The organism is Maribacter algicola (assembly GCF_003933245.1).
GTDB lineage: Bacteria > Bacteroidota > Bacteroidia > Flavobacteriales > Flavobacteriaceae > Maribacter > Maribacter algicola.
Genome location: NZ_QUSX01000001.1, coordinates 1,242,303 through 1,268,187, shown reverse-complemented (window position 1 = coordinate 1,268,187; position 25,885 = coordinate 1,242,303). Strand labels below are relative to the sequence as shown.

Here is a 25,885-nt window from a genome sequence, read left to right as displayed (position 1 = left end):
AACCATGATGAAAGTTTGTCACTTAAGTTCAGTACATTTTAGATATGATACCCGTATTTTACTAAAGGAGTGTATTTCACTTCGTAAAAATGGTTACGAAGTTCATTTAGTTGTAGCCGACGGTAAAGGGGATGAAATTTTTGACGGGGTTCATATTCATGATGTAGGCAAGCCAAAAAGCATGTTGAACAGGTTTACTAAAACCACTAAGGCGGTATATCATAAAGGGTTTGCACTTGATGCGAACATTTATCATTTTCACGACACAGAACTGATCCCTGTTGGACTGAGGTTGGTGAAAAAGGGAAAGAAGGTGATCTATGATTCCCATGAAGACTTGCCAAGGGAAATCATGAGCAAAGAGTATATTCCAGGCTTTCTTCGCAAGCCTGTATCTGTACTTGTGGAGTTATACGAGGACTTAGCAGTAAAGAAATTTGACTTTGTAATAACGGCCACCCCCCACATACGAAAAAGATTCGCCAAATTGAACAAAGCTACCATGGATGTCAACAATTATCCTTTATTGAGTGAATTGAACACCGAAACCACGGATTGGGCCAACAAGAAGAACGAAGTTTGCTATGTTGGTAATATTACCCAGATTAGGGGGTTAGAACAAGTCATTGACGCCATGGAACTTTTAAAGGGCATTCGCCTGAATCTAGCCGGCAGTTTTGCGCCTAACACGTTTAAGGAGAACTTGGAGAGAAGAAAAGGATGGGAGAAAACCAATTTTCTTGGACAAATTGATCGTAGTGAGGTAAAAAGAGTACTTCGTGACTCACAAGTTGGGATTGTTACCTTTTTGCCTGCTGGCAACCATACCCATTCCCAACCCAACAAGTTGTTCGAATATATGGCCCAAGGCATACCTTTGGTGGCCTCAAATTTTGATTTATGGAAGGACATTATAGAAAAGGTAGATTGTGGCATTTGTATTGACCCCAAAGATCCCGTAGAAATTTCAAAGGCCATTAAAGTATTCCTTGATGATAAAGCGAGTGCCCAGCGTATGGGAGAAAATGGGAGAAATGCGGTTCTCAATACATATAATTGGAAGCCCGAGGAAAAGAAATTACTGGGCATTTATGCCAAATTGGAAACATAAATAAACCTATAGTTTTGCGTAATAAGAGATGTTTAGTTTTTTTTAAAAAATGGAATAGCGGCAATTTGATTTATTAATTTAAGTATTTAGAAATGAAGATAATCACAATAGTAGGAGCCAGACCTCAATTCGTAAAGGCTGCGGTCGTCAGCAGGGCAATTGCAGAGTATAATTCATATCAACCTACACAAATAATACAAGAGATTATAGTGCATACAGGGCAACATTTTGATACAAAAATGAGTGATGTGTTCTTTGAACAAATGAACATTCCACTGCCGCACTACAATTTGGACATCAACAGCCTATCCCATGGGGCAATGACAGGCAAGATGCTGGAGGAAATAGAGAAGGTGTTACTTCATGAAGAACCAGAATGGGTGTTGGTCTATGGGGATACGAACTCAACCATTGCTGGGGCTTTGGCCGCAAAAAAACTTCATATAAAAGTTGCGCATGTAGAGGCCGGATTGCGTTCATTCAATATGAGAATGCCTGAGGAAATCAACCGTATTTTAACAGACAGGATAAGCGATGTTCTTTTTTGTCCAACCCAAACCGCCATGGACAATCTGAGCAAGGAAGGCTACGAGGCCATGGGCATAAAACGAGTACAATGTGGTGACGTAATGTATGATGCGGCATTATATTATACAGAACAAAGTACACGGCCAGTGGGTGTGGATAGTAATACAGTGCCTTTTGTACTGGCTACCATTCATCGTCAGGAAAACACGGACGATAAGGGAAAACTAACATCTATTTTCGAGGCATTGAAGGAAATATCTCAAAATCAAAAGGTGATTCTGCCGCTGCACCCTAGAACCATTAAAAAATTAGATGGTTTCGGAATTATGGTCAATAACAACATCAAGATTTTGGAACCGGTCGGCTATTTTGAAATGATATGGTTGTTGTCCAATTGCGTTTGTGTCATTACGGATAGTGGCGGACTTCAAAAAGAGGCTTTTTTCTTTAAAAAACCCTGTATTACGGTACGGGAGGAAACAGAATGGATAGAGTTGGTGGAACACGGCGTTAATTTTATTGCGGGTTCTGACCAAAAACGAATAGTACAATTATTTGACCAATTAGGCGAAAAGAACATTGATTTTGAGGTTAATTTATATGGTTCAGGGAATACGGGAAAAATTATCGTAAATACACTGGTACATTAAATTAGCTGATAATCAACATATTATTCTATGAACGACTTGGTTTCAATAATAACGCCAGTTTATAACTCTGAAAAATTCCTTTCATATAATATTGGAACAGTGCAGGCACAAACCTATAAGAACTGGGAGCATATCCTGGTTGACGACTGTTCCACGGACGGAAGCCAAGAGGTTATAAAATCATTTCAAGAAAAGGATTCTAGGATTAGGTATTTCAGGCTTCAGAAAAATGGTGGTGCCGCTGTGGCCAGGAATAAGGCGATTGAACTGGCCAATGGAAATTATATAGCATTTTTAGACAGTGATGACTTATGGTATCCTGAAAAGTTGGAAAAACAACTTCACTTTATGCGGCAAAATAATTACTATTTTACCTTTAGCGACTATGCTGTTTTAATCGAAAATAAAGAAAAAGCTGATATTTTTATTCACTGTCTTGACAAGGTCACTCTAAAAAGAGCCCTTTACAATAACCCAATTGGCTGTTTGACTGTAATTTATGATGTTGGATTCTTTGGAAAGCAATATTTCCCGACCATAGGAAAGTGCGAAGACCATGCACTTTGGTTAAATTTGCTCAGAAAAACCAATGGATATGGTTTAACTGAATGTTTGTCAAGTTACATAAAACGAAACGATTCGGTATCAGCGAATAAATTGGATTTGATTCAGTATCAATGGCAAGTATTTCGTAAAGTGGCCCAATTATCAATTGTACTTTCTTTTTTCTATTCAATCACTACCATTATAATAAAACTGAAGCAGATTATAGCAATATTTATCCTTATGAATTTTAAGGTTTCAAGAATTGGCAATGTGTCTAGGCAGTTTAAATAAAATTTTATGGGCATGGATTTTGTTATGTTTTTTTATTTTGGCTAAATATCCTTTATTAAACTTTTACTTTTATTGTTTTTAAAATTGAAAACTTACATTTAAGTCATAAAATCTTACAAGAAAAAATCAAATGGCACGCCCCTCAATTCTAAATAGCGTAGAACGCAAATTTATTCTTTTAGTAGGGGATTTGGTTGTTATTATAGCAAGTTTGAACGTTTTTGTAAATCATGCTATTGATGCTGAATTTATATCGACTAGATTGGAGATATCGGTTTTCTCTTTCGGTATTTTTTCATTTTTGACCCTCTCTTACATCCTTGATTTATATAACCTGCAGAAGAGGTTACGCAGAAAATATGTAATTACGCAAGCGCTTTACATTACTAGTCTCTTTGTTTTTGTCGTATTTATTTTTTGTGTTATTTTCTTTGACACGAGTTTCTGGCGAATACCTCTTTTGGTCTTTCTATTGCTTACGCCCGTTGAGGTGGCGCTTTGGCGACTTTTTTTTGCTAATGTATTTAGGGTAATACCCATTACTAAAAATGTACTGTTAATTTATGAAAAGGATACAGAAGGCTCTTTAAGAGAAGTGCAAAAGCGTATTGATGGGGTTGACCTTGAAACTTTTTATAGAGTAAAATTAACGTATGATATTAATTCGGATACAGCAATTAGAAAACCTTTCCTTAACGCGATTGAAAAGGTAGACTCTTGGGTTCTTAATGTAAAAAGTTATAATGGGATTCCTGCCGACTTGGAAAAGCTAATGTTTAGGGCAATTCTAAAGGGGAAAGAAGTGATAACATATACTTCATTTTATGAAAATATTTACGAGGCGCTGCCCATACAATCTCATAATGACAGTTTTTATGAAATACTTCAATTAAGGCATAAAAAGATCAGGTATCTACAAACCATTTTTAGTTTTGGATTAAATTTTTTGGTTTCACTTTTTCTAGGACTAATGCTTATACTATGCATTCCATTTGTATTCGTACTAAATATTTTTTTTAATCCCGGGCCTTTGTTTTATACACAAAAGCGTGTCGGTTTACATGGAAAAGAGTTCAAAATTTATAAGTTTAGGTCCATGGTAACGGATGCAGAAAAGGAAGGGGCCAAAATGGCCGTAAAGAACGACGCTCGTATTACTTCTTTTGGTAGAATATTAAGAATTTTCAGGATTGATGAAATTCCCCAAGTTATTTCCTTAATTAGGGGAGATATGCAGTTTATTGGTCCACGGCCAGAACGAAAGGTATTTGTTAAACAATTAAACAATTTAGTGCCTTTTTATGGGACTAGGCATCTTATAAGACCTGGTATTACCGGTTGGGCTCAGGTAAAGTATAAATATGGGCAAAATTTGGAGGATTCGGTTAGAAAATTGGAATATGATCTTTATTATATTAAAAACCGTTCAATTACCTTGGATTTAAGAATCATATTCAAAACCATTACTACAGTATTGTTCTCTAGAGGAATATAAAATAGACTAATGAAAAAAATCCTAATTACCGGCGCGGCCGGATTTCTTGGTTCACATTTATGTGACAGATTTATTAATGAAGGTTTTCATGTTATTGGCATGGATAACTTGATTACGGGAGATTTGGATAATATCAAGCATCTTTTTCCCTTGGAGAATTTTGAATTCCATCACCATGATGTGACTAAGTTTGTCCATGTTTCCGGAAAATTGGATTATATACTGCATTTTGCCTCGCCTGCCAGTCCTATAGATTATCTTAAAATCCCTATCAAAACATTAAAAGTGGGTTCGTTGGGTACGCTGAACCTATTGGGACTTGCCAAGGAAAAGGGGGCAAGAATCTTGGTTGCATCAACATCTGAGGTGTATGGAGACCCTTTGGTACATCCCCAAACCGAAGAATACAACGGTAATGTAAGTCCGGTAGGTCCTAGGGGAGTGTACGATGAGGCCAAACGCTTTATGGAGTCCATCACCATGGCCTACCATAGACACCACGGATTGGAAACAAGGATTGTACGAATTTTTAATACCTACGGCTCCAGAATGCGGTTGAATGATGGTAGGGTGGTACCGGCATTTATGGGACAGGCGCTGCGAGGGGAAGATTTGACCGTTTTTGGCGATGGTTCACAAACTCGGTCCTTCTGTTATATCGATGATCAGGTTGAAGGAATATACCGATTGTTATTCAGTGATTATCCGGACCCTGTGAATATTGGGAATCCACACGAAACAACCATTAAGGAGTTTGCTGAGGAGATTATTGCCCTGACGGGAACAAATCAGAAGATTATTTATAAACCACTTCCCAAAGATGACCCCACCCAGCGCCAGCCGGATATCACAAAAGCAAAGCAGATTTTGGGATGGGAGCCTAAGGTAAGTCGGTCTGAGGGCCTAAAAATCGTATACGATTATTTCAAATCCCTTTCCCCCGAGGAGTTGCAAAAAAAGGAACATCGGGATTTTTCTTCCAAATAGTTTATTTACGCATCAAAGCTTACTTTTGTCAAAAGTCTACTCATGAACATTTTAATTCTTGGATCTGGGGGCCGCGAACATGCTTTCGCTTGGAAGTTGTCCCAAAGCGATCATTTATCAAGGCTCTACATTGCCCCTGGAAATGCGGGCACCTCCAATTTAGGCGAAAACATACCAATTGGTGTAAACGATTTTGAAAAAATCAAGGAGGCCGTGCTGGAAAAGGTAATCGACTTGGTGATTGTTGGCCCAGAAGACCCTTTGGTGAACGGCGTTCATGATTATTTCTTGGAAGATGCTCAATTAAAAAGCATTCCCGTTATCGGCCCTCAAAAAATAGCGGCAAAATTGGAGGGTAGTAAGGAGTTTGCCAAGGAGTTTATGATGCGTCATAATATTCCTACGGCCAAATACCAAAGTTTTACTGCAGAATTATTGAACGAGGGATATGAATTTCTAGAGAGTTTGGAACCTCCTTATGTATTGAAAGCGGATGGTCTGGCAGCGGGCAAGGGTGTGGTCATTCTCAAGGACCTGAACGAAGCAAAAATGGAGTTGAAATCCATGTTGGTGGACGCAAAATTTGGTAGTGCCAGTACCACTGTGGTCATAGAGGAATTTTTGGAAGGTATAGAATTAAGTGTTTTTGTGCTTACCGACGGTTTAAACTATAAAGTTCTGCCCACGGCCAAGGACTATAAAAGAATCGGGGAGGGCGATACAGGTCTCAATACGGGCGGTATGGGGGCCATTTCACCAGTCCCTTTCGCCGATAAGACCTTTATGGACAAAGTACATGACCAAATAGTAAAACCTACCATAGAGGGCCTTAAATTGGATAATCTACCCTATAAGGGATTCATATTTATAGGATTGATCAAAGTGGGCGATGAACCAAAAGTAATCGAGTACAACGTTCGCATGGGAGATCCGGAAACGGAAGTCGTATTACCACGGATTCAAAATGATTTTGTGGAACTGATGCAAGCCGTTGCCAAAGGAGGTTTAAACGATGTAGCGATTAAAATCGATGCACGAGCCACCACTACGGTGATGACGGTTTCAGGCGGATATCCAGGTGCTTATGAAAAGGGAAAGGAGATAAAAGGGATTGACACGATTGAGGACTCCATTGTTTTCCATGCGGGTACCACCCTTAAAGAAGGTAAAATACTAACAAATGGCGGAAGGGTCTTGGCAGTAACTTCCTACGGGGAATCATATAAGGAAGCTTTGGCAATTTCCTACAAAAACGTTCAAAAGATACAATTTGAGGGAATGAATTACCGGCGGGATATAGGTTTTGACCTATAAAGAAAATCGGCATTTTCCAATTTGGAAAATGCCGATTTTTTTAAATGTTGATCTTTATAGGTACGAGTGGGAAGAAATCGACTTATCCTCTTCACCGTTATCGTTGAACTTTTTCAGCTCCAACATCCAATACACAAATGCTACAAAGCCGATTAACATAAATATCCAGTTCAAAATATTGGATAGTGTCCAGCTTTCCATAAATCGCAATGCATCCAATGGTGCGAAAAGTACATTGACAAACAAATCCTCGATACCGTAAAAAAATGACTTCATCTTATTGCTATATTTACAAGGCAAAAGTATAAAAATCATCCATGATTTCAAGCATTTTTGGTAAAACAAAACCGGTAAACTTTGTCATACTGTTCAGTTTTATCTTTCTTTTATATCCTACAACAAAGGTTTTTGTGCTAAATCTTGATGTAAACGACGTAAGTCCCTTAAAGGAACTTATTGTATTGGTCGTATTATTATTTAGTGTATTTATTATGGATTTCATAGTAAAACGAAATAAGTTGACCAAGAACAATTCTTACGCCATCCTGTTTTTTACACTATTTTTAATGGTGTTTCCCGCAACTATGGGCGATTCCAATGCCATCTTTTGCAATTTCTTCCTATTACTTGCCTTTAGGAGAATCCTCAGTATAAAATCCCTTAAGAACATCAAACTAAAGATATTTGACGCAAGTTTATGGATACTCGTAGGCAGCCTTTTTTATGATTGGGGCATACTCTATTTGGTTTTGGTGCTCTCGGCTATTTTTATTTATGAACCAAAAAACTTGCGAAACTGGCTTGTAATTATATCTTCGACAATATGCTTTTTGCTCATACTGATCGGGTTTTTATCGATTTTTGACCAACTTGACTGGCTTTTGGAACACTATAGTTTTCAACTGGACATTAAAAACTTGTTTACATTTGACCTTATTCCAAGCGTGAAAATCGGATTTTATATTGTCTTAAATGTAGCACTTATCTTTTGGGCTTTTCTAAAATTGGGCAAAGCCGGTGTAGGAAGGATTATTATGATACGTTTGGTGGTCCTTTCCTTTGTTTTGGGGTTATTGCTAAACCTATTGGTACTTTCAGGGAATAGTCATGCATTGATTATCACCTTTTTCCCCACGGTCATTTTAATGACCAATTATGTGCAGTCCATAAAGCGCGAAAAATTTCGGGAAATACTATTGATTGCCAGTATTTTGTTTCCAACGGCGATTTTTTTGGGAAATCTATTGATTTCCTGATATAAGGTATCTTTGTTAAAAATTAAATTATGTTCAGCGACTTTGCGGTAAAGGTTTTCGAGGAAAGTATCCATACATATCACAAAAAGGATGATGTAGATCAAGTGTTTAACAATCCCTATCCAAAGGAGGATATAGCCCATTTACTTTACCGAAAGAATTGGATCGACACCGTGCAATGGCACTATGAGGATATTATAAGGGATCCAAATATTGAACCCAAAGCGGCCTTGGATTTAAAGCGTAAAATCGATGCCAGCAATCAGGACAGAACGGACCTCGTTGAATATATTGACGGGTACTTCCTTAATAAATACCGATCAGTAGAAATCAAGGAGAACGCCACCATCAATACGGAGAGCCCTGCCTGGGCGATAGACCGACTTTCCATTCTCGCCTTGAAAATTTACCACATGCAGGAAGAGGTGAACCGGGAGGATGCATCCCAGGAACATCTAAAAAGGTGTCAGGACAAATTGGATATTCTTATGGAGCAGCGCAGAGATCTTTCGATGGCCATCGACCAATTGTTGAAAGATATAGAAGAAGGCAACAAATACATGAAAGTGTACAAGCAAATGAAGATGTACAACGATGAGGAACTAAATCCCATCCTTCGTGGCCAAAAATAGGAAAGGGCATATATTGGTTATCAGGTTATCGGCCATGGGAGATGTGGCCATGACGGTTCCTGTGCTACTTGCACTGACCGAAAAATATCCCGATCTAAAAATTACATTTCTTACCAAACCATTTTTTGCACCCATTGTATCTGAAATTCCCAACGTAGGTGTTTTTATTGCCGATGTAAAAGGCGTGCATAAAGGGGCTTTGGGTCTATGGAAACTTTTTAAACAGCTTAGGGGGATGGATGTGGATGCCGTGGCAGATCTTCACAATGTGCTACGCAGTAATATTCTAAAAATCTTTTTTAAATTAAACGGTATCCCTATTGAACAATTGGACAAGGGTAGAAAGGAGAAAAGGGAACTGACTTCGGGAAAAATAAAGGAACTAAATCCTCTAATTCCAATGTACTTGAGGTATCAATCGGTTTTCAAAAGACATGGTTTTGAATTTCCCGTTCACAATGTGCATATTTTGGAAAAACATAGATTAGTCGCCGATTTAGGTTCTAGTTTTTTTCCTAAAGGCAAGAAGGTAGTAGGTATCGCACCCTTTGCCGCTTTTTCCGGTAAAATATACCCTCTTGCATTAATGGAGATTTTGATTTCGGAATTGGCCGCAATGAAAGATGTAAAAATACTTCTTTTTGGAGGTGGCCAAAAAGAGCGGACAGTTTTGGAGGATTGGGAACAACAATACGCTGGATGCACCTCGGTAGCGGGAAAATTACCGTTTAAAGCGGAACTCGCCCTAATCAGTAATTTGGAGGTAATGATTTCCATGGATAGCGCAAACGGCCATTTGGCAGCTATGTACGGTGTTCCTGTAATTACTTTGTGGGGCGTAACACATCCGGCAGCTGGCTTTGCACCCTTTGGCCAGTCGGTTGAAAACCAAATTGTTTCGAACAGGAAAGAATTCCCCCTGATACCTACATCTGTTTACGGAAACAAATTTCCGCCGGGATATGATCAAGTCATGAAAACAATTTCACCTGAACAGATTGTAAAAAGAGTTCGGCAAATACTTATAATTGACTAGGCGACAACTTTTTTAGGCTCCAAGGATTTTAGATAAACTCGTAATTGGCTCATAAAGCGATATTTCCTGGCACTAGGGGTAGTTCCTACCATCAAGGTACGAACACCAAAATAAGAGCTTATTAAATAAGTGGCTGCCGCCTCACAATCTACATGGCGATCTACGTAGCCATTAAACTTCCCTTTTTGCAAGGCTGAAACTAGATTTACCTCCCAAATGGAAAATATATCACAAAGATGTTTCATTATTTTTTGGTCCTTTCCGCGAAATTCGGTCAAGAAATTATTGAGGACACAACCAAAGTCCATGTCATTGTGAACGGCGGTTTGCAAAGCGTCTTCAAAACAATCGACTATTTGCTCAAGGGGATTGTCATGGCCCTCTATAGGTTCAATTAGTACGCTGTATATTTTTCTCGCCAATAAGTTTTGAATGATTTGTATAAAGAAATCCTCTTTCGATACAAAGTGGTAATAAAAGGCACCTTTGGATAAGGATAGTTTTTTCAGAATGTCGTCAACGCTGGTGGCATAATACCCATTTGCATAAAATAGTTCCAATCCAGCGGTTTGCATGCGGTGCATGGTAGCCATGCGTTTTAAATTTTTATCCATGATTTCAAGATTTGGGTTAATCCGACCGTTTGGTCTATACAAAGAACCGACCGATGCTGGGTGAAATTCGATTCTTTGGATATGATGAAGAAAAAAATCGGCGAACGTTCAAAAACCCGATGAACTACTACTTTTTTAAAAATGAAAACCGACCAAGTGGTCGGTTTATGTGAACAATTTTAAGGATTAACAACTTGTGACTTGACATAGTTCATGTCTGATACCACCAAAGTAGAATAAAAATACCCCTCCTTTGGAGGGGTTAGGGGAGGCTTAAGCCACAGTACCCTGACAACTACTGCCGGCACCGGCCGTACAGCCATAACAGTGTTGGGAAATGATGATATTCCTATCGTTTAGAATATCCTCGTTGTAATCCTTGATATGTTTTATTTTACTGGCGACCTTTAAATCCAGCATTTGATTAAAATCGCAATCGTATAGCCATCCATCCCAACTCACGGAAATGGTATTCCTGCACATCACATTGGCAACAGCTGCCGGATTATATGCCTCCACAAGTGCATACATATAGTCTTCGTAATTTTCAGAAGCTATCAAGTAATCCAGAAAGCGGGCAATGGGCAAATTTGTGATGGCGAACAAATTATGGAACTCGATACCAAAATCTTCCTTGAGGGCCTTTTTAAAGTCTTTTTCCATAGCCCCCTGGTCTCCAGGCAAATAGGCTCCAGAAGGGTTATAGACCAAGTCCAACCGTAAATCGCTGCCCGGCATGCCATAACCTCTCTCGTTCAATTCCTGCAGCGCTTTAATGGATTTGTCAAAAACACCATCCCCACGTTGTTTATCCGTTTTACCCCGAGTCCAATGGGGCATTGAGGATACTACGTGTACATTATGTTTTTTGAAGAAATCCGGCAAATCATGGTATTTCTTGTTGGCCCTAATGATGGTCAAATTGGATCGGACAATAAAATCCTGTATACCAGCTTTGGCTGCCTCTTCAACAAACCATCTGAAATCTGGGTTCATTTCTGGGGCCCCACCAGTTAAATCCAAGGTATGTGCGCCGGTGTTTCTAATGACTTCCAGACATAGTTGCATGGTTTCGCGTGTCATGATTTCCTTTCGGTCCGGACCGGCATCAACATGGCAATGCTCACAGACCTGGTTGCACATATATCCTACATTGATCTGCAGTATTTCCAATTTCCTGGGGCGCAACGGGAACTGATCAATTTGATGGATCTTATCCTTAAAATAGGGGAGTTCCCCATCGGCAAAAATACCTCCGTTCAGAATTTCCAATTGTTTGTTGGAAACCGCCAATTCATCTCCTTGCGCCTTTAACGACTTTGTTGCCATAATTTCTGTATTTAAAAATCAAACTTCATTTTTGGGATATTTACGGCCCTTTACATGGATAGTTTGTTGTATTTGTTCATCATTTGTACTCCGTGGACTAAGGTGGCACCACTTTCAATGGCCGCACCTACGTGCACGGCCTCCATCATTTCCTCCTTGGTTATCCCTTTTTGTAATCCGTCCTTGGTATAGGCATCTATACAATAAGGGCATTTTACTACATGGGAAACGGCTAGGGCGATAAGGGATTTTTCCCTCGCCGTAAGGGCACCGGCTTCAAAAACTTTTCCGTAATAGTCAAAGAACTTGGTACCTAGTTCCTCACTCCATTCTGTTATTTTACCAAACTTTCTCAAGTCCTTGGGGTCGTAATAAGAATCTGCCATTGTTTTATTTGTTTGTGATTTTATGTTCTGATTTATAGTTGTATCCAATCCTATGGGAATTCCTTGACCCATTTTCTCCACTTCAGGAAGTATTTCCATATTGTCCCAAATACCCGAAACTAGAGTGTCCGCATACTCCTCTGGCAAATTATTGTCCAGCATTCTTCGTTGGGCCTTATTATGGTCATATTCAAAGCTACGGTGGTGAAAAACGATTTCCCCATCAGATTGTTCCAAAAGAAGATACCATACCCTAGTGGTTCCATCATTTGCGGGCATTCCAATGACCCCAGGATTTATCCAGAGTTTATCTTTTATTTTCTGATGAAATGGTAAACCGCAATGTCCAGCAATAATTACTTGACTGTTGGTTGCTTGAAAAGACCTTTCCTTACTATCCTGTGCATTGGATTTAAATATGAATTCCGATACATTGCCATAGTTTCCATGAACTACGGTCGCTTTTTTACCCGCATACGTAAAACTAAGGTACTCGGGCAGGGCCGAAATCCATTCGAGGGAGTCTTGCGATAGGTTCATTTTTGTATAGGGAAACCACATCTTTGAGAATCCATCACAACGTCCGCCCGACTTAAAATCGCAACCGCAGTCCTCACTATCGTTAGAAAGCTGTATTTCTACGTTGCCAGCGATCGACAATGCGCCCCAATTTTTAAAGGCTTGAATCGTTTCTTCGGGTTGGGCGCAGTATCCTGTGATGTCTCCTGTACAGATACAGTTTTCTGGGGGGATACCCGCTTCCTTGGCTAGTAAAATCAATTTTTCTATGGCCTGTAGGTTGCTATAGACGCCACCAAAAAGCAGCAATGTACCTTCCTTGGTTCCTAAGTCCTTTATTTTTTGCTCCATATAGGTATAAAATATAAAAGTGTACAACAAAGTATTCCCCAGACGTTGATCCAAAGCAAATCGGCATATTTTCCTTCTGTAAATATTAATTGCTCCGGAAAGCTTTTAAAAACAAGCAATAGGCCAAAGAACAATCCGCACATAACGCTCAGATGAAAACTAATTTTAGGAGCCTTTCCTTTCCAAAAAATGAATATCGGCGTAAGCCCAATGACCATAGTGCCGCTGATGGTCGTAGCCGATAAAATTTCGGCATCCAAAAAAACGGGAATCGTTCCCAATATGGCAATAAGGACCATGGACCATCTTCCAATGCTCAAACTGTTGCCAAATTTCAAATCGATCGCTATTAATTTAGAGAAGGAGGAGAATGTGGAATCCAAAGTGGAGGCGGCCGAGGTAATCATGATGAAATTTATGATAAGTAGGACTATGATACCAAATGCCTTTCCCACTTCTACAGCGGCCTGTCCAGCTAAGCCTTCGGACTGCGCATATATCCCTATAAAACTAAAAAGGACTATGCATAGGGCACCAAGAAAACTGGCTCCTAGAAAACTTTTTAAAGTCACCTTAGGGCTGCTGATGAACCCCCTGTCCGTTAGAACCGGGTCGTGAAAGGGATAACTAAAGGATTGAATTATCGCGGCGAACAATAGGTTTAGTCCCGTTTCAAAGGACCATATACCTGAACTGACCGTGTCCTTTACCATAAAATCGGTCTTAGGTCCGTATATGGTAAGAAGTATTATCACTAGTAATAGGGTGAACAAGGCCATTTGTACGACATCGGTAAAAATGGAACTGCTCATGCCGCCCTTGATAACATAGGCCAATGTTAGCAAGGTAAAAATCAGGATACTCCAGTAATACGGACTCGACCCAGCTTCCCCAAAATAGGACCCAATGACCATGGTATTGCTCCAAACTTCATTGAACAATCGAATGGCAATCAACATAGAAAACAGGGAAACCGCTCTTTTTCCAAACTTGGAGGTCAAGAAATGATGGATACTGGTATATTTTGCTTTTACCCTCATTTGGTATATAATGAAACCCGCAACGGCAAAGGACACATAGTAACCCGCATAGGCAATCCCACCAACGATACCAAATTCCAAACCTAGGTTGGCGGCATTGGTTATGCTTTTGGCAAAAATCCATGAGATAATCAAACTGCCCATAAGGACAAAGGTATTGGGCGTGCCCCTTTTTTGAACCGCATTAAAAAACTGATTGGTATCTTTTGCGTATGGGGAAAGAAGAAACAGTACCAAACTAGATACTAGAATCAATCCCCACTGCCAAAATACTAGGTCGCTCATTTTAGATTATTCTTGGTCCCACCACACATTTACATTGATACTATTGCCATCCGTGTTGTTGGCGGCCGTGGTATAATTTTGGTTGTTCAACGCTTCTTCCTCCGCCGGGTAGGGCATTCTTACAGGAATTAGGTCATCGTTTAGACTGGCCGATATCGTTTTGAGTTGGGGAAAACCGGTTCTTCTATATTCGACCCAACCCTCATAACCATTGATCATATTGGCGATCCATTTTTGGGTGATAATATTTTCCAAAGGGTCGCCATTTTCCATTGCCCCGGTTCCCGAAAGATAATCGCTTGGCAAGTCCACCTGCCAATAGTCGAAGGCTTGGGTCACACCAATTTCATACAAGTTTTGGGCATCGGCAGAAATTAAGCCCCTTTGTGCCGCTTCCGCCAATAGGAAATACGTTTCCATACTGGTCATAAAATTGGTATCCAATAAGCCTGTATTTTCCCGGAATATGGTGCCCGCCAAAGAGTAATCGGCCAAGGTAACCGTAGTGGAGGATGCATCGATACCGTTCAATAGACCATTATATTCATCACCAGTTTCACTATTGGCAAAGGGTCTGAACAACCTCGATATACGGGCATCATCTAGATCGACAAGGATTTCCTCCATGGTTTCAGACATGACAAAATTGTTGAAGTCACCTATTCGCAATCTTGCCAACCTAAAATTGTTGGGTTCCCCATCGGTAAAGTTAAAAATGGCATTTTGGCCGTTTTCTTTTATGAAGGTATCAGCATTGTAAATAGATTGTAATTCTGCGGAAACGTCCATTTTTGAGGATACCCGCATTAGATATTTTATCCTAAGGGAGTTGGCAAAGCGTACCCAGCCCTGCAAATCTCCGTTGAACAGGATATCGCCTTCTAAAGCGATATTGCCATCATATGACTGGATAGCCGCTATACCCTTGGTTAGATTATCGAATATTCCGTTTTCACCCATATAAATATCTTCCTGGGCATCGTAGACGGGCGTGACGGGACCTTGATTTCCCCTAAAAGCTTCGGAATAGGGGACATCCCCAAAAAGATCTGTCAGGGCAGCGGCCATATAGGCCTTCATGATACGTGCTGGCCCTTCATAAACCCTAAAGGAAGGATTTTCAAGGGATAGATTTAAGATCAGTTCATTATCCCTAAGATTCTGATAGAATATGGGCCAGGGATTTCCTCCAAGTTGGGGCGATTTTAAATTATGCCTATCAAAAAGGTTAAAATCCAAAGCCGTGGTATACTGCCCCAAAAGATTGCCTGCCGTAAACCCTTCGTAGGACATTTGCTCCCCGTAATCATAAATTACCTGCCTCAAGAGCAGATTGGGCTGTACATTTACGGGCGCATTTGGATTCGTATTTATATCCTCAAAATCCTGGGTACAGGATGTGGTACCCAAAAGTACAAGTACAAATACACCTATCAAGCTCAATTTTGATTTTATCCAATTGTTCTGGATTCTGCTCGAACCGACAGTAAAGATACACTTGCTCATAGACCATGTTTCTAAAAGCACGGAGTGGCAGCTAAGAATACCATTTACAACTGTTTTATATATAAACTTCATTTTCTTATTCTTAAAAATTAAATCCGGCTTTAATTCCAATACTTCTTGTTGTGGCATAGGACATATCCTCGACACCACTTATAAATCCCTGCCCCTGAACCGCCAATTGTTCGGGGTCAAAATGCGGATTCTCCGTTAGGGCAAAAAGGTTTCTTCCGATCAGGGACAGGTTTAAGGTCGCGTTTTGGTTAAAAAGGGAAAGGTCGGTAAATGTATAGCCTAAGGAAAACTGCCTTAATTTTAGAAAAGAGGCGTCATAGGTATTGTTTTCCTCGTGGTTTCGGTCATAAAATTGTCGATAATAACTCTCAGCCGAAACGGCTACCGTATTGGGTTCATAGACAGGGTTTTCATCCGTTCCAATATTTACGACACCTTGGGGAACGATTCCTTCCTCCGGGCGAAAGGAAGTCTCTGCCAATTGACCTCCCACATTTCCTAGGGCCCTCGTCCTTGAAACAATAATCCCGCCCTGGCGCCAGTCGAGTAGAAAACCTAGGTTCCAATTTTTGTAATGGAATTGATTGTTAAACCCTAGCGTGAAATCTGGATTGTAATTGCCTAATTTCCTTAGTTCGTTATCTGGAATGTATCGGCCCTCGTTGGTAAGTATAAAGTCGCCATTGTCATTTTTTAGATACCCTGTGCCATAGAGATCGCCAACGCGCCCTCCTTCCTCTACCTGAAAAAATACCGTTTGGTTTTGACTATCATAGATTCTGGAATAGGCCAATGTCAATCGCCCATCTTCTTGGGGCAAGTCCTCTACGATGGCGCGGTTTGTACTGAAATTCAAGGTACTGTTCCACCTGAAATTTTCTGATAATACAGGAGAAATTCCTGCAATAATTTCGACACCTCTGGATCGTACACTACCCGCATTTACCACCTGTTGGGTGTACCCGGAAGAGATGCCAATAGGCAACGAAATGATCTGGTCCTTTGTGAGGGCATTGTAATAGGATATATCAAAACTAAACTGATCGCCAAAAAAACGTACATCCGCTCCAACTTCAATGGAGGAAGTGCGTTCTGGTCTCAGGTTTGGGTTTGCGATCGTATTCTGATCGCTAAATGTGGGCTGACCGTTAAAAGGCGTACGGGCTATAAAGGAGCTTGTGGTTTGATAGGGATTGGTATCGTTCCCCACTTGCGCCCAACTGGCCCGCAGTTTTGCAAAGGATACTGCGGCTGGAAGTTGCACCACTTCGGAAAGGACAAAACTTGTGGATACGGATGGGTAAAAGAACGAGGTATTATCCACAGAAATAGGCGTTGCCAGGGCACTTGACCAGTCGTTTCTTCCGGTAACGTCCAAAAATAGAAAGTCGGCGTACCCCAATTTTACCAGTCCGTAAAAACTATTGATGCGTTTGTTGGATTCAAACTCAAAGACTTCAACTGGCGAAGCTGCGTTGGACAATCTAAAGATACCGGGTTGCGCCAAACTGGTAGCTTGGGATTGTGAGGTAAAAGCTTTTTGGTCCAGCCGGTTTCCACCTACACTGGCATCCAAGGCCCATTTATTGAACCGATTGGTATAGTTCAAAAGAAAGTCCGTATTTACCTCCCTGTAAAATACGTCGTGCTCCGCATACCCGCCATTTTGAAACCTATTGGAACTAAAGGCGCGTCTCAATTGTCTCAGTTCACTTGAATAATCCATTCCAGACCGTACCGATGCCGTCAAATGCTCCGTGATATCATAACTTGCAGAAACATTCCCGAAAATACGGTCCCTGTTAAAGGAGTTTCTATTTTCGTACATAATAAAAAACGGGTTGTCAAAGAAGGTGTAGTTAAAAGAGTACTGTTGTACACCCTCCAAACCAGGTTGCCAATAATCCCGCAAACTTTCCATATTTAGGGACCTAGGGCCCCATCCCACCAAGGAATAATTTACATTTTCAGAGCCATAACCGTTGGACGGACGATTATCGCTCTTTGAATTCACATAATTGATGGTCGTGTTGATTTTTAGTTTCTCAGTAGGTCTAAAGCCCAATCGGGTACTTATGGTCTGCCTGTCCAAATTCACGCCAGGAATAATGGATTCACTACGTAAGTCGGTAACGGAAAGTCGGTAATCCCCTTTTTCAAAAGAAGCTCCAATGGCAATGTTATTGATTAACGTGGTCCCTGTTCTATAAAAATCCTTTAGATTTTCTGGATGTGAAACAAAAGGCGTTGGTGTAATGGGCAATCCATTGTAGAGTGCGGTATCACCCCCTCTGACTACGCTACCATCCGGCAGGTTTACGGGACTATCAAACTGGGCGATTAAATTGCCCACATCCAATCTTGGTCCCCAGCTGTAGGTAATGTTGTCACTGATACCGCCTCCAAGACCATCAACAAATTCAAAGACTCCAGATTGGCCTTGGCCATATTCGTTTTGGAAATCGGGTAACTGAAATGCCGTATCCACAAAGAAACTCGTGTTGTAATTTATCCCTATCCCTTTGGAGTTTCTACCGCTTTTGGTCTCGATAACTATAACACCGTTTGAAGCTCTGGTCCCATATAGGGCAGCTGCGCTGGGACCTTTTAGTACGGAAACTTCTGCAATATCATCTGGATTTACCTCCATGGCCCCGTTTCCAAAATCTATTTCCTGGAAACCGGCGGCGGCTTCGTTGGTGAAATTAAAGACCGAATTATTGTTAATGGGAACTCCGTCAACGATAAATAAAGGATTGTTGTTGGAGAACGAGGCTTCCCCCCTGATCGTTACTTTCGAGGTCGATCCAACTCCCGTTGGTCCTTGGCTTATGGTTACGCCGGCAAGTTTTCCGGCGAGATTATCCAAAAAATTTACTGCCTTTACTTCCGCAACCCCTTCCGCGTCTAAACTTTGTACCACGTAGCCCAGCTCTTTGGTTTCCCTTTTTAAACCGAGGGCCGTCAATACTACTTCGTCCAATTGTTCCGATGCTTCTTTTAGCACAATGTTTAGAACGGATGTAACATCAATAGGGATTATTTGGGTCTCGTATCCAATGGCGGAAAACTTCAAACTACCGCTTCCTTCTGTTACGGTTATTCGGTATGCGCCTTCTTCATTTGTTATGGTTCCCTTATTAGTGCCCGATACAAGTACGTTCACATAAGGAAGGGCTGCTCCTGACACATCGGATACGGTGCCCGATATGCTCTCTTGGGCAAAATTGATGGTGGTCATGAAAAATAGCACGACCCACAATACATATTTCATGTTTTTTTGGTGGTGTTAGTTCAACTTTACACGAAGGCGTTAAAATCCTACGTGGACATATTACTGGATATGTACTAACACTGGGGACCCTTTGTTATAGGGATTTTGGAGTAAAATGGATGTATATAAATTTTCCTCTAGAAGGAAAAATTGTTGTTTGGTCCAAAGGCAAAGGGCAAAAAGTCTTTGTATCGAAACGGAGATTGACCTTATATGGTTGACCAAGGAAAGAATATCCTTAATGGAATCGATGTCCCTAAAAGTCGGTAATTGAACAATGGGAAAGGAATTTTCTTGAAGGTTGTCCAATAACGATTTCAACAGGTTGAATTTTTGCCATGGCAAATTCTGGAAGTTCTCCCTGTTAAAATCGGCCTTATGGATGCCCATTAGATAGAAACCGCCGTCCAAGGAAGGACCAATTACGGTCTTGCCATCGGCCAGGGCCTTTGCGGCGGTCGTAATGTGTGCCGTTTGAAGATGGGGAGTGTCGTTTCCGACAGTAATTACGTTGTCAAACCCTTTGTCAAAGACACTTTGCACCGCATTGGAAAATCGTTCCCCAAAGGAAGTACCTTTTTGATGTTTTTCGGATATATGGAAGTAGGTCAATTTTGATTGCTTGACCTTCCGGATTACTGTATTGGTCAAGGAATCGAACAGTACCTCGCCCCTTTGAAGGGGTTTGTATCGCTTTTCTTCCTGGGAAGAGTTCGCGAAAATAAGAACGGCGGTACTTTGCATTAAGGATTCAGTTAACTTTCTTTTTTAAACATACGACAAAAAAATCCAAGGGTTTTGTTTTGTCTAACTTTTTACTGCAAATCGGCAAAATAAAAACAAGTCAAAATGGCAGAAAATGTACAATGCGCTTGACCGTACGGTTTCTAAATACATTTAATAATTAGTGTAAATACCTGTCATATTAGGAAAAAGTCGGCAAAAATCGTCTTCCTTTCACTATTTTCTGATTTTTTCTTGTATCGAAACCGCGAGTCTAAAAAACAACTTAAAAATGTGCGGAATTTTAAACATTTTTTAGCAATTACATGACTTTAAGTGGCACAGGAATTGAATGAATAGGAGCGTGTTGAAAAAATAATTTTAAATCGAAAATAAAATGGATACAAACAAATCAAACAAAAGCAGTTTAAAAGTATACCTCTTTTCTGCCGCTATCGCCTTGGCAGTAAGCCTAGGTGTTATAGGAATCAACGAGTTAAATGAAAAAGAGGAAATTAAGGGTGTGACTACGGTAGAAACGGTACAAGGGAAGCATGTGCTCTATACCGCGGACGAGGAAGGAAACATTAAACCGTTGGATTTTACGGATACTTCCAAAAAAGTATTGGATGCGGTAGTGCACATCAAATCTACCCAATCGTCTCCTAATTATGGAAATCAAGGCAGGGAACTTCCAGATCCCTTTAAGGAATTTTTCGGCGATATGTTCAAAGGACAAAGTCCAGAAGGGATGCGCTCCCAACCTAGAATCGGTACTGGGTCAGGAGTTATCATAAACGATCAGGGTTATATCATTACGAACAACCATGTGATCGATAATGCCGATGAGGTTGAGGTTACCCTTTATAACAACGAATCCTATAAGGCAACGGTCATTGGGACCGATCCAACTACAGATTTGGCCTTGCTGCAGATTGATGCCGATAACTTGAGTACCATGTCTTTGGTAAATTCCGATGATGTTGAGGTAGGTGAATGGGTTTTGGCCGTTGGTAACCCAATGGGTCTTAACTCTACCGTAACCGCTGGTATTGTGAGTGCCAAGGCGAGAAGTATCAATATCAATCAAGATAAGTTTGCCGTAGAAAGTTTTATCCAGACCGATGCTGCCATCAACCCCGGAAACAGTGGTGGGGCCCTGGTAAATCTAGATGGTAATCTTGTTGGGATAAATACGGCAATCGCTAGTAGGACAGGTACTTATACCGGATATGGATTTGCAGTGCCCAGTAATATCGTTACTAAAGTGGTGGAAGACCTGTTGAAATATGGAGCGGTTCAACGAGGAATGTTGGGCGTGACCATACGGACTATGGATAGCAACCTTGCCAAGGAAAAGAAGGTAGACTTCACAAAAGGTGTTTGGATCGAGCAGGTTGGTGAGAACAGTGCAGCTGACAAGGCCGGAATTCAATCTGGAGATATTATACTTGAGGTGAACGGAGAGGAAACCACTACCTCCCCAAGACTACAGGAAATCATAGCCAGTAAAAGACCTGGAGATGAAGTAATTCTACTTGTCAATAGAGATGGTAAGGAAAAGGAATTCAAAGTAATCCTTGAAAATGTCAACGGAACAACCAAGCTCGTGAAAAAGGAGAAAAAGGAAATATTGAACCTCCTTGGAGCCGATTTTGAAAACTTGGATAAGGATTTGGCCGAGAAACTTGACTTGGATGGCGGTGTACAGGTGAACAAGCTGTATCCAGGAAAAATCAAGAAGGAAACCCAAATGCGGGAAGGCTTTATAATAACCCATATAGATGCCAAACGTGTTCGCAATGTTGAAGATGTTGCCGAAATTTTGGAAAACAAAAAAGGCGGGGTAATGATTGAAGGCGTCTATGAAGATGGAAGTAAATATTATTATGCCTTCGGATTGGATTCGTAAACTAGTGGTATTTGGTTAACTTTAATGCCGTATGAGGGTTTTACTTCGTACGGCATTTTTTTAGAATCAATATGGCTTTCCTTTCGACAAAAAAAATAGGTTTGGTCCTCTCCGGTGGTGGGGTACGGGGCATGGCCCATATTGGGGTCATTAAGGCGATGCAGGAGTATGGCTTGGAGGCGGAACTGGTGGCGGGTAGCAGTGTAGGGGCTTTAGTGGGAGCTCTTTATGCCAATGGAACCCCTATTATCGACATGCTTCGATTCTTCAAGGAAACACCGCTGTTCAAATACAATTTTTTATCTATAGGCAAGCCCGGCCTATTAGATACCGATAGGTATGAAACTGTTTTTAAGACCTATTTTCCTCATAACACCTTCGAAGACTTACAAAAGGAGTTACACGTGGTTGCCACCAATCTGGAAAAAGGGGAGGAATTGTTTATAAGTAAAGGGGAACTGATCAAGCCCTTGTTGGCTTCGGCGGCCTTGCCCCCAGTGTTTAGCCCGGTGTCCTATAATGGAAGTTTATATGCGGATGGAGGCATCATGAACAACTTCCCGCTGGAACCGGTTAGGGATAAAGTAGATTTTGTTATTGGTAGCAATGTTTCCATCGTTTCTGAGCTGAACAAAAAGAACCTAACCAATTCCCTACAATTGACCGGCAGGGTCACCGGATTGATGATCTATGCCATCAACAGGGAGAAAATAAAAAAATGCGATCTGGTAATCGAACCGAAATCCTTGGAACATATAGGAATTCTGGACCGAAAAGGAATCGAAAAGGCTTATGCCATTGGATATGAAAGTGCTTGCAAACAATTGAAAACCCTTGGTTCTTAAATCACTTACAGCATAGCACTCAAGAGCAAGGTGCCCAGGACAAGTAGCACCAAGGAAATGACCCCTCCCAGAATTAGAAAGTGCTTAAACTTATAAATTCCCATGCTATAGATCAAGGCGTTGGTTTGATATCCTAAAGGGGTAAAAAAGCTAAAATTAGCTGCAAACATCACACAAAGAATAAAGGGTTTTACATCCAGTTCCAGTCCCTTGGCCAGAGAAATAGCAATAGGGGCCATGATGATGGCTGTGGCGTTGTTAGATACCACACTACTGAACAACATGGTAGTAAGGAATAGCACGCCGATGATGAATATAGGTTGCTGGCCGGCCATAATTTTTAAAAGTTCCTGGGTCAACCATTGATCTGCTCCGGAGTTCGTCATGGCAATGCCTAGAGGAATCATCCCTGCAAGTAGAAAAATAATCTGCCAATTGATCTTTTCATAAATGGTATTGAGCTCAATACACTTAAAAAGGAGCATGGCTATGGTCCCGAAGATGACGCTGGTCATAATCTCAAAAACCCCGGTTGCCGCAAGAACGATGGTAACTATCAAAATCAATAGGGAAACGTTTCTTTTCAAGGGGGTAGAGGGTAGTGCCCCGTCAAATTGATTTAGAACGGCCAAGTTGTTGCTGTTCTCAAAATTGTTAAGGTAGGAAGTATCGGTCTGTATCAATAGACGATCGCCTACCCTGAGCCGGGTTATGGCGCTATTGTTCAAATGTAAACGACTTCTCAGGTTGGTCAAGGGTTTTCTCTTGTTTACCGCAATTGGAATGGCCCTAGGTACAATCATTTTTTTAAGTCCCGATAGTGTTTTTCCAATGAAACGGGAGCCTGGTAACAATAAAAGTTCAAGGAGGATGGTTTCATGTTCTATTACATTGGGAGAATCCTTTTCTTTTCTATCCAATCTCTTGATGGATGTTTCTTCGGAGGTAAAATCTGCAGTATTTTCATCGATATCAAGGTCAAAATACCCTTCCCCTCTCATTTTTTGAAGATTTTCCAAGCTGCAATGCAACAGAATAATGTCGTTTGCCTTTATTTTCAATCCAGGGCTGAGCATATTCTTCTCCAGATTATTTCGGGTCACCCTTAAAACGGTAATTTCGGATTCCTTGAACATGAAGGTATCCTGTAGTTCCTTGTCTACCAAAGGGGAGTCTTTGTTTACCTTTAGGGTGAGCAGATATCGGTTTAGATTGTAGGTATCCGATAGTTTGTCCCCGTCGCCTTTGGGTAAAAATTTGTAGAACAGAACGATGATGAACATGGAAACACCAAGGAAGGTCAAACCCAAAAGGGAAAATTCAAAAAAACCAAGTTTTTCGCCTGTGTAACGGAGGGCTATATTGTTCACGATCAAATTCGTAGAAGTCCCCATAAGCGTGCAGCTTCCACCCAGAATTCCTGCAAAGGAAATGGGCAGCAGTAGCTTTCCCGGCAGCATACCATATTTTTCTTTGAGCTTTGCGACGATTTTGATAAAAACGATAACGACGGCAGTCGAGCTGATGAACGCCGAGATACCTCCGGATAAAATCATGATGGCAATCAAGGCAAGAACGCCCGGCCAACTTTTTAAGATTTTCAATCCTTCTGCCAACCACGAAATTACTCCATTATCCTCTAGTCCAATGGCCAATATCATAAGGCAAAGTATCGTTATCACGGCTTTGTTGGAAAACCCGCTTACCGCCTCTTCCGGGCTAACTAGGCCAGAGAGCAAGAGAATTCCTATGATTAAAAATGAGATTTTATCCATAGGAAAAACCTCAAACGCAAACAGGATTACAACTGCGCCGATGATAAGAAATACGGTAATAATTTCCCAGGCCATATTTAAAGGTAGGATTTGACCAAATGTAACACAAGGACTACATCAAATTAGCCCAATACAATAATTTGGGAATGCATTTGCTATTAAGGGACAATGCGCCAGGAAAATAGTAAAGTACAAGCGTACTAAACGTCGTCATAATCCACTTTAAGGGTAGGTGTTATGGGATGGGCCTGGCAGGTTAGGATGAAACCTTCAGCAATTTCCCCGTCCGTTAGGATTTGGTTTACGGCCATTTCCGCTTTTCCTTCTGTAATTCTAGCGATACAACTACTACAGACGCCGCCTTGGCAAGAGTATGGAGCATCAATATTTTCCTTGAGAACGGCGTCCAACACGGTCGTTTTTTTGTCCATAGTCAGCTGAAACTCTTCATCATCCAAAGTTACCGTAAGCGCAGTTTGGCCATCGGGCAGACTGGGTAGTTCCTCCTTTATTTCCGTTGCCGTGAATAGCTCAAAGTGGATTTTCTCTTTTGGGACGTCATTGTCCAACAGGGTATCCTTTACGTTCTCGATCATTTCTTGGGGCCCGCAGAGGTAATAACCGTCAAAATCCAAATTGGCATGCTTGTTTTTTAGAGCGTAGTTCACCGTAGAGGTATCAATGCGTCCAAACAGTGCTTTGTCTTCCCGTGTTTGGCTATTGATAAAATACACAAAAAACCGATTGGAATAATCCAGCTGCAGTTTTACCAAATCCGTATAAAACATAGTCTCTTCATAAGACTTGTTGCCATAGACCAATACGAAATTGTTCTTTGGATTCCCTTCTAAAACGGTTTTTGCGATGCTCATAATTGGGGTAATACCGCTACCCGCTGCAAAGGCAGCAACATTTTGCGGATTTCCGGAGGGTTTATAGGAAAACCTACCTTCCGGCGGCATGACTTCCAACGTATCGCCAACTTGTAGTTTGGTATTGGCATAATGGGAAAAACCGCCATTATCCACTTTTTTAATACCGATGGTGATATGGTCTTTTTTGGGGGAAGTACTTATGGAGTAGGCCCTACGCAATTCCTTGCCCTTTATTTCCTTTTTTATGGTAATGTATTGTCCGGCAGTGAATAAGAAGGTTTGAACCAAATCCTTGGGAATCTCAAAAGTGACGGCCACGGAATTAGGGGTTAGTTTTTTAATATTTTTAACGGTCAATGCATAAAAATCTGCCATAATTATCCAATCTAGAAATAAAATGCAAAATTAAGGAAAGAGGATGCGATATAAAATGGGAAAGTGAAAAAATCAATAATGATGGATGGGAAACCTGCTTGGAGAAATATTTTAATTTGAAGGACACATCCTATCTCGACCCTCCCCGTTCCGCTATCGCGAAACACCCCTCCCTGACCAGGGAGCGGAGCTTATTTGGCGTTAATAAAGATGAGGTT

General features: G+C 40.9%; 21 protein-coding genes and 1 pseudogene. 11 read left to right on the top strand and 11 right to left on the bottom strand.

Annotation, left to right across the window (positions count from 1 at the left end; genetic code table 11):
* The first annotated feature begins 4 nt into the window (after positions 1-4).
* From DZC72_RS05365 to purD, 6 genes are all read left to right on the top strand, one after another.
* Positions 5-1,111 (top strand): glycosyltransferase family 4 protein, encoded by a 1,107-nt coding sequence (locus DZC72_RS05365; protein ID WP_125221833.1) that lies wholly within the window; start codon positions 5-7, stop codon positions 1,109-1,111.
* Positions 1,112-1,203: 92 nt separating this feature from the next.
* Positions 1,204-2,289 carry a non-hydrolyzing UDP-N-acetylglucosamine 2-epimerase gene (gene wecB / locus DZC72_RS05360; protein WP_125221832.1) on the top strand — a complete coding sequence of 362 codons (1,086 nt, stop codon included), beginning with the start codon at positions 1,204-1,206 and terminating at the stop codon, positions 2,287-2,289.
* A 27-nt stretch (positions 2,290-2,316) separates the two neighbouring features.
* Positions 2,317-3,126: a glycosyltransferase family 2 protein gene (locus DZC72_RS05355; protein WP_125221831.1), complete on the top strand. Its 810-nt coding sequence runs from the start codon at positions 2,317-2,319 to the stop codon at positions 3,124-3,126.
* 130 nt (positions 3,127-3,256) lie between these two features.
* On the top strand, positions 3,257-4,621 hold the full coding sequence (locus DZC72_RS05350) for a sugar transferase (RefSeq protein ID WP_125221830.1): 1,365 nt from the start codon (positions 3,257-3,259) through the stop codon (positions 4,619-4,621).
* Positions 4,622-4,630: 9 nt separating this feature from the next.
* Positions 4,631-5,608: a UDP-glucuronic acid decarboxylase family protein gene (locus DZC72_RS05345; RefSeq protein WP_125221829.1), complete on the top strand. Its 978-nt coding sequence runs from the start codon at positions 4,631-4,633 to the stop codon at positions 5,606-5,608.
* A 42-nt stretch (positions 5,609-5,650) separates the two neighbouring features.
* On the top strand, positions 5,651-6,922 hold the full coding sequence (purD, locus tag DZC72_RS05340) for a phosphoribosylamine--glycine ligase (RefSeq protein ID WP_125221828.1): 1,272 nt from the start codon (positions 5,651-5,653) through the stop codon (positions 6,920-6,922).
* Positions 6,923-6,976: 54 nt separating this feature from the next.
* Here the strand turns inward: purD and DZC72_RS05335 are convergent, their stop codons facing one another.
* The gene (locus DZC72_RS05335; protein ID WP_125221827.1) at positions 6,977-7,198 is read right to left on the bottom strand and encodes a DUF6341 family protein; all 222 of its coding nucleotides are present in this window, start codon (positions 7,196-7,198) and stop codon (positions 6,977-6,979) included.
* Between the two features lie 41 nt (positions 7,199-7,239).
* Here DZC72_RS05335 and DZC72_RS05330 point away from each other — a divergent pair, with 41 nt between their 5' ends.
* From DZC72_RS05330 to DZC72_RS05320, 3 genes are read left to right on the top strand one after another with little or no spacing between them, the layout of a single operon-like run.
* A complete protein-coding gene (locus DZC72_RS05330) occupies positions 7,240-8,178 on the top strand; it encodes a DUF6427 family protein (RefSeq protein ID WP_125221826.1) in 939 nt (312 codons plus the stop codon).
* 29 nt (positions 8,179-8,207) lie between these two features.
* Positions 8,208-8,810: a DUF4254 domain-containing protein gene (locus DZC72_RS05325; RefSeq protein ID WP_125221825.1), complete on the top strand. Its 603-nt coding sequence runs from the start codon at positions 8,208-8,210 to the stop codon at positions 8,808-8,810.
* Positions 8,797-9,846 (top strand): glycosyltransferase family 9 protein, encoded by a 1,050-nt coding sequence (locus DZC72_RS05320; RefSeq protein ID WP_243641648.1) that lies wholly within the window; start codon positions 8,797-8,799, stop codon positions 9,844-9,846. Before DZC72_RS05325 ends, DZC72_RS05320 begins: the two co-directional genes overlap by 14 nt.
* On the opposite strand, the gene DZC72_RS05315 is transcribed toward DZC72_RS05320, so the two are convergent.
* From DZC72_RS05315 to DZC72_RS05280, 8 genes and pseudogenes are all read right to left on the bottom strand, one after another.
* On the bottom strand, positions 9,843-10,460 hold the full coding sequence (locus tag DZC72_RS05315; protein WP_125221824.1) for a TetR/AcrR family transcriptional regulator: 618 nt from the start codon (positions 10,458-10,460) through the stop codon (positions 9,843-9,845). The genes DZC72_RS05320 and DZC72_RS05315 overlap by 4 nt on opposite strands.
* Positions 10,461-10,733: 273 nt before the next feature.
* Positions 10,734-11,789 (bottom strand): arsenosugar biosynthesis radical SAM (seleno)protein ArsS, encoded by a 1,056-nt coding sequence (gene arsS / locus DZC72_RS05310; protein WP_125221823.1) that lies wholly within the window; start codon positions 11,787-11,789, stop codon positions 10,734-10,736.
* A 50-nt stretch (positions 11,790-11,839) separates the two neighbouring features.
* Positions 11,840-12,175 (bottom strand): arsenosugar biosynthesis-associated peroxidase-like protein, encoded by a 336-nt coding sequence (locus tag DZC72_RS05305; RefSeq protein ID WP_125222610.1) that lies wholly within the window; start codon positions 12,173-12,175, stop codon positions 11,840-11,842.
* Positions 12,176-12,439: 264 nt separating this feature from the next.
* Positions 12,440-13,045: pseudogene (locus tag DZC72_RS05300) on the bottom strand (metallophosphoesterase family protein); the annotation flags it as partial.
* Complete coding sequence (locus DZC72_RS05295; protein ID WP_125221822.1) at positions 13,030-14,370, bottom strand: sodium:solute symporter family transporter; 1,341 nt, start codon at positions 14,368-14,370, stop codon at positions 13,030-13,032. The pseudogene DZC72_RS05300 and the gene DZC72_RS05295, both read right to left, overlap by 16 nt.
* A gap of 6 nt (positions 14,371-14,376) precedes the next feature.
* Positions 14,377-15,948, bottom strand: coding sequence for a SusD/RagB family nutrient-binding outer membrane lipoprotein (locus DZC72_RS05290; RefSeq protein WP_243641647.1), 1,572 nt, complete (start codon positions 15,946-15,948; stop codon positions 14,377-14,379).
* A 10-nt stretch (positions 15,949-15,958) separates the two neighbouring features.
* A complete protein-coding gene (locus DZC72_RS05285; protein WP_125221821.1) occupies positions 15,959-19,162 on the bottom strand; it encodes a SusC/RagA family TonB-linked outer membrane protein in 3,204 nt (1,067 codons plus the stop codon).
* 60 nt (positions 19,163-19,222) lie between these two features.
* Positions 19,223-19,906 (bottom strand): TIGR04282 family arsenosugar biosynthesis glycosyltransferase, encoded by a 684-nt coding sequence (locus DZC72_RS05280; protein ID WP_125221820.1) that lies wholly within the window; start codon positions 19,904-19,906, stop codon positions 19,223-19,225.
* A gap of 376 nt (positions 19,907-20,282) precedes the next feature.
* On the opposite strand from DZC72_RS05280, the gene DZC72_RS05275 reads away from it, so the two are divergent.
* A complete protein-coding gene (locus DZC72_RS05275) occupies positions 20,283-21,797 on the top strand; it encodes a Do family serine endopeptidase (RefSeq protein ID WP_125221819.1) in 1,515 nt (504 codons plus the stop codon).
* Positions 21,798-21,868: 71 nt separating this feature from the next.
* Complete coding sequence (locus DZC72_RS05270) at positions 21,869-22,642, top strand: patatin-like phospholipase family protein (protein ID WP_125221818.1); 774 nt, start codon at positions 21,869-21,871, stop codon at positions 22,640-22,642.
* A 5-nt stretch (positions 22,643-22,647) separates the two neighbouring features.
* Here DZC72_RS05270 and DZC72_RS05265 read toward each other — a convergent pair whose 3' ends face one another.
* Together DZC72_RS05265 and DZC72_RS05260 are read right to left on the bottom strand one after the other, a co-directional pair.
* Complete coding sequence (locus DZC72_RS05265) at positions 22,648-24,492, bottom strand: SLC13 family permease (RefSeq protein WP_125221817.1); 1,845 nt, start codon at positions 24,490-24,492, stop codon at positions 22,648-22,650.
* 125 nt (positions 24,493-24,617) lie between these two features.
* On the bottom strand, positions 24,618-25,667 hold the full coding sequence (locus DZC72_RS05260) for a ferredoxin--NADP reductase (protein WP_125221816.1): 1,050 nt from the start codon (positions 25,665-25,667) through the stop codon (positions 24,618-24,620).
* Between the last annotated feature and the right edge of the window lie 218 nt (positions 25,668-25,885).

Coding starts and splice junctions, on each gene's coding strand:
- DZC72_RS05335 (WP_125221827.1), bottom strand. CDS start 7,198: ATGAAGTCATTTTTTTACGGTATCGAGGATTTGTTTGTCAATGTACTT.
- wecB (WP_125221832.1), top strand. CDS start 1,204: ATGAAGATAATCACAATAGTAGGAGCCAGACCTCAATTCGTAAAGGCT.
- DZC72_RS05350 (WP_125221830.1), top strand. CDS start 3,257: ATGGCACGCCCCTCAATTCTAAATAGCGTAGAACGCAAATTTATTCTT.
- DZC72_RS05265 (WP_125221817.1), bottom strand. CDS start 24,492: ATGGCCTGGGAAATTATTACCGTATTTCTTATCATCGGCGCAGTTGTA.
- arsS (WP_125221823.1), bottom strand. CDS start 11,789: ATGGCAACAAAGTCGTTAAAGGCGCAAGGAGATGAATTGGCGGTTTCC.
- DZC72_RS05290 (WP_243641647.1), bottom strand. CDS start 15,948: ATGAAGTTTATATATAAAACAGTTGTAAATGGTATTCTTAGCTGCCAC.
- DZC72_RS05260 (WP_125221816.1), bottom strand. CDS start 25,667: ATGGCAGATTTTTATGCATTGACCGTTAAAAATATTAAAAAACTAACC.
- DZC72_RS05305 (WP_125222610.1), bottom strand. CDS start 12,175: ATGGCAGATTCTTATTACGACCCCAAGGACTTGAGAAAGTTTGGTAAA.
- DZC72_RS05325 (WP_125221825.1), top strand. CDS start 8,208: ATGTTCAGCGACTTTGCGGTAAAGGTTTTCGAGGAAAGTATCCATACA.
- DZC72_RS05285 (WP_125221821.1), bottom strand. CDS start 19,162: ATGAAATATGTATTGTGGGTCGTGCTATTTTTCATGACCACCATCAAT.
- DZC72_RS05295 (WP_125221822.1), bottom strand. CDS start 14,370: ATGAGCGACCTAGTATTTTGGCAGTGGGGATTGATTCTAGTATCTAGT.
- DZC72_RS05270 (WP_125221818.1), top strand. CDS start 21,869: ATGGCTTTCCTTTCGACAAAAAAAATAGGTTTGGTCCTCTCCGGTGGT.
- DZC72_RS05275 (WP_125221819.1), top strand. CDS start 20,283: ATGGATACAAACAAATCAAACAAAAGCAGTTTAAAAGTATACCTCTTT.
- DZC72_RS05330 (WP_125221826.1), top strand. CDS start 7,240: ATGATTTCAAGCATTTTTGGTAAAACAAAACCGGTAAACTTTGTCATA.
- DZC72_RS05315 (WP_125221824.1), bottom strand. CDS start 10,460: ATGGATAAAAATTTAAAACGCATGGCTACCATGCACCGCATGCAAACC.
- DZC72_RS05345 (WP_125221829.1), top strand. CDS start 4,631: ATGAAAAAAATCCTAATTACCGGCGCGGCCGGATTTCTTGGTTCACAT.
- DZC72_RS05355 (WP_125221831.1), top strand. CDS start 2,317: ATGAACGACTTGGTTTCAATAATAACGCCAGTTTATAACTCTGAAAAA.
- DZC72_RS05280 (WP_125221820.1), bottom strand. CDS start 19,906: ATGCAAAGTACCGCCGTTCTTATTTTCGCGAACTCTTCCCAGGAAGAA.
- DZC72_RS05365 (WP_125221833.1), top strand. CDS start 5: ATGATGAAAGTTTGTCACTTAAGTTCAGTACATTTTAGATATGATACC.
- purD (WP_125221828.1), top strand. CDS start 5,651: ATGAACATTTTAATTCTTGGATCTGGGGGCCGCGAACATGCTTTCGCT.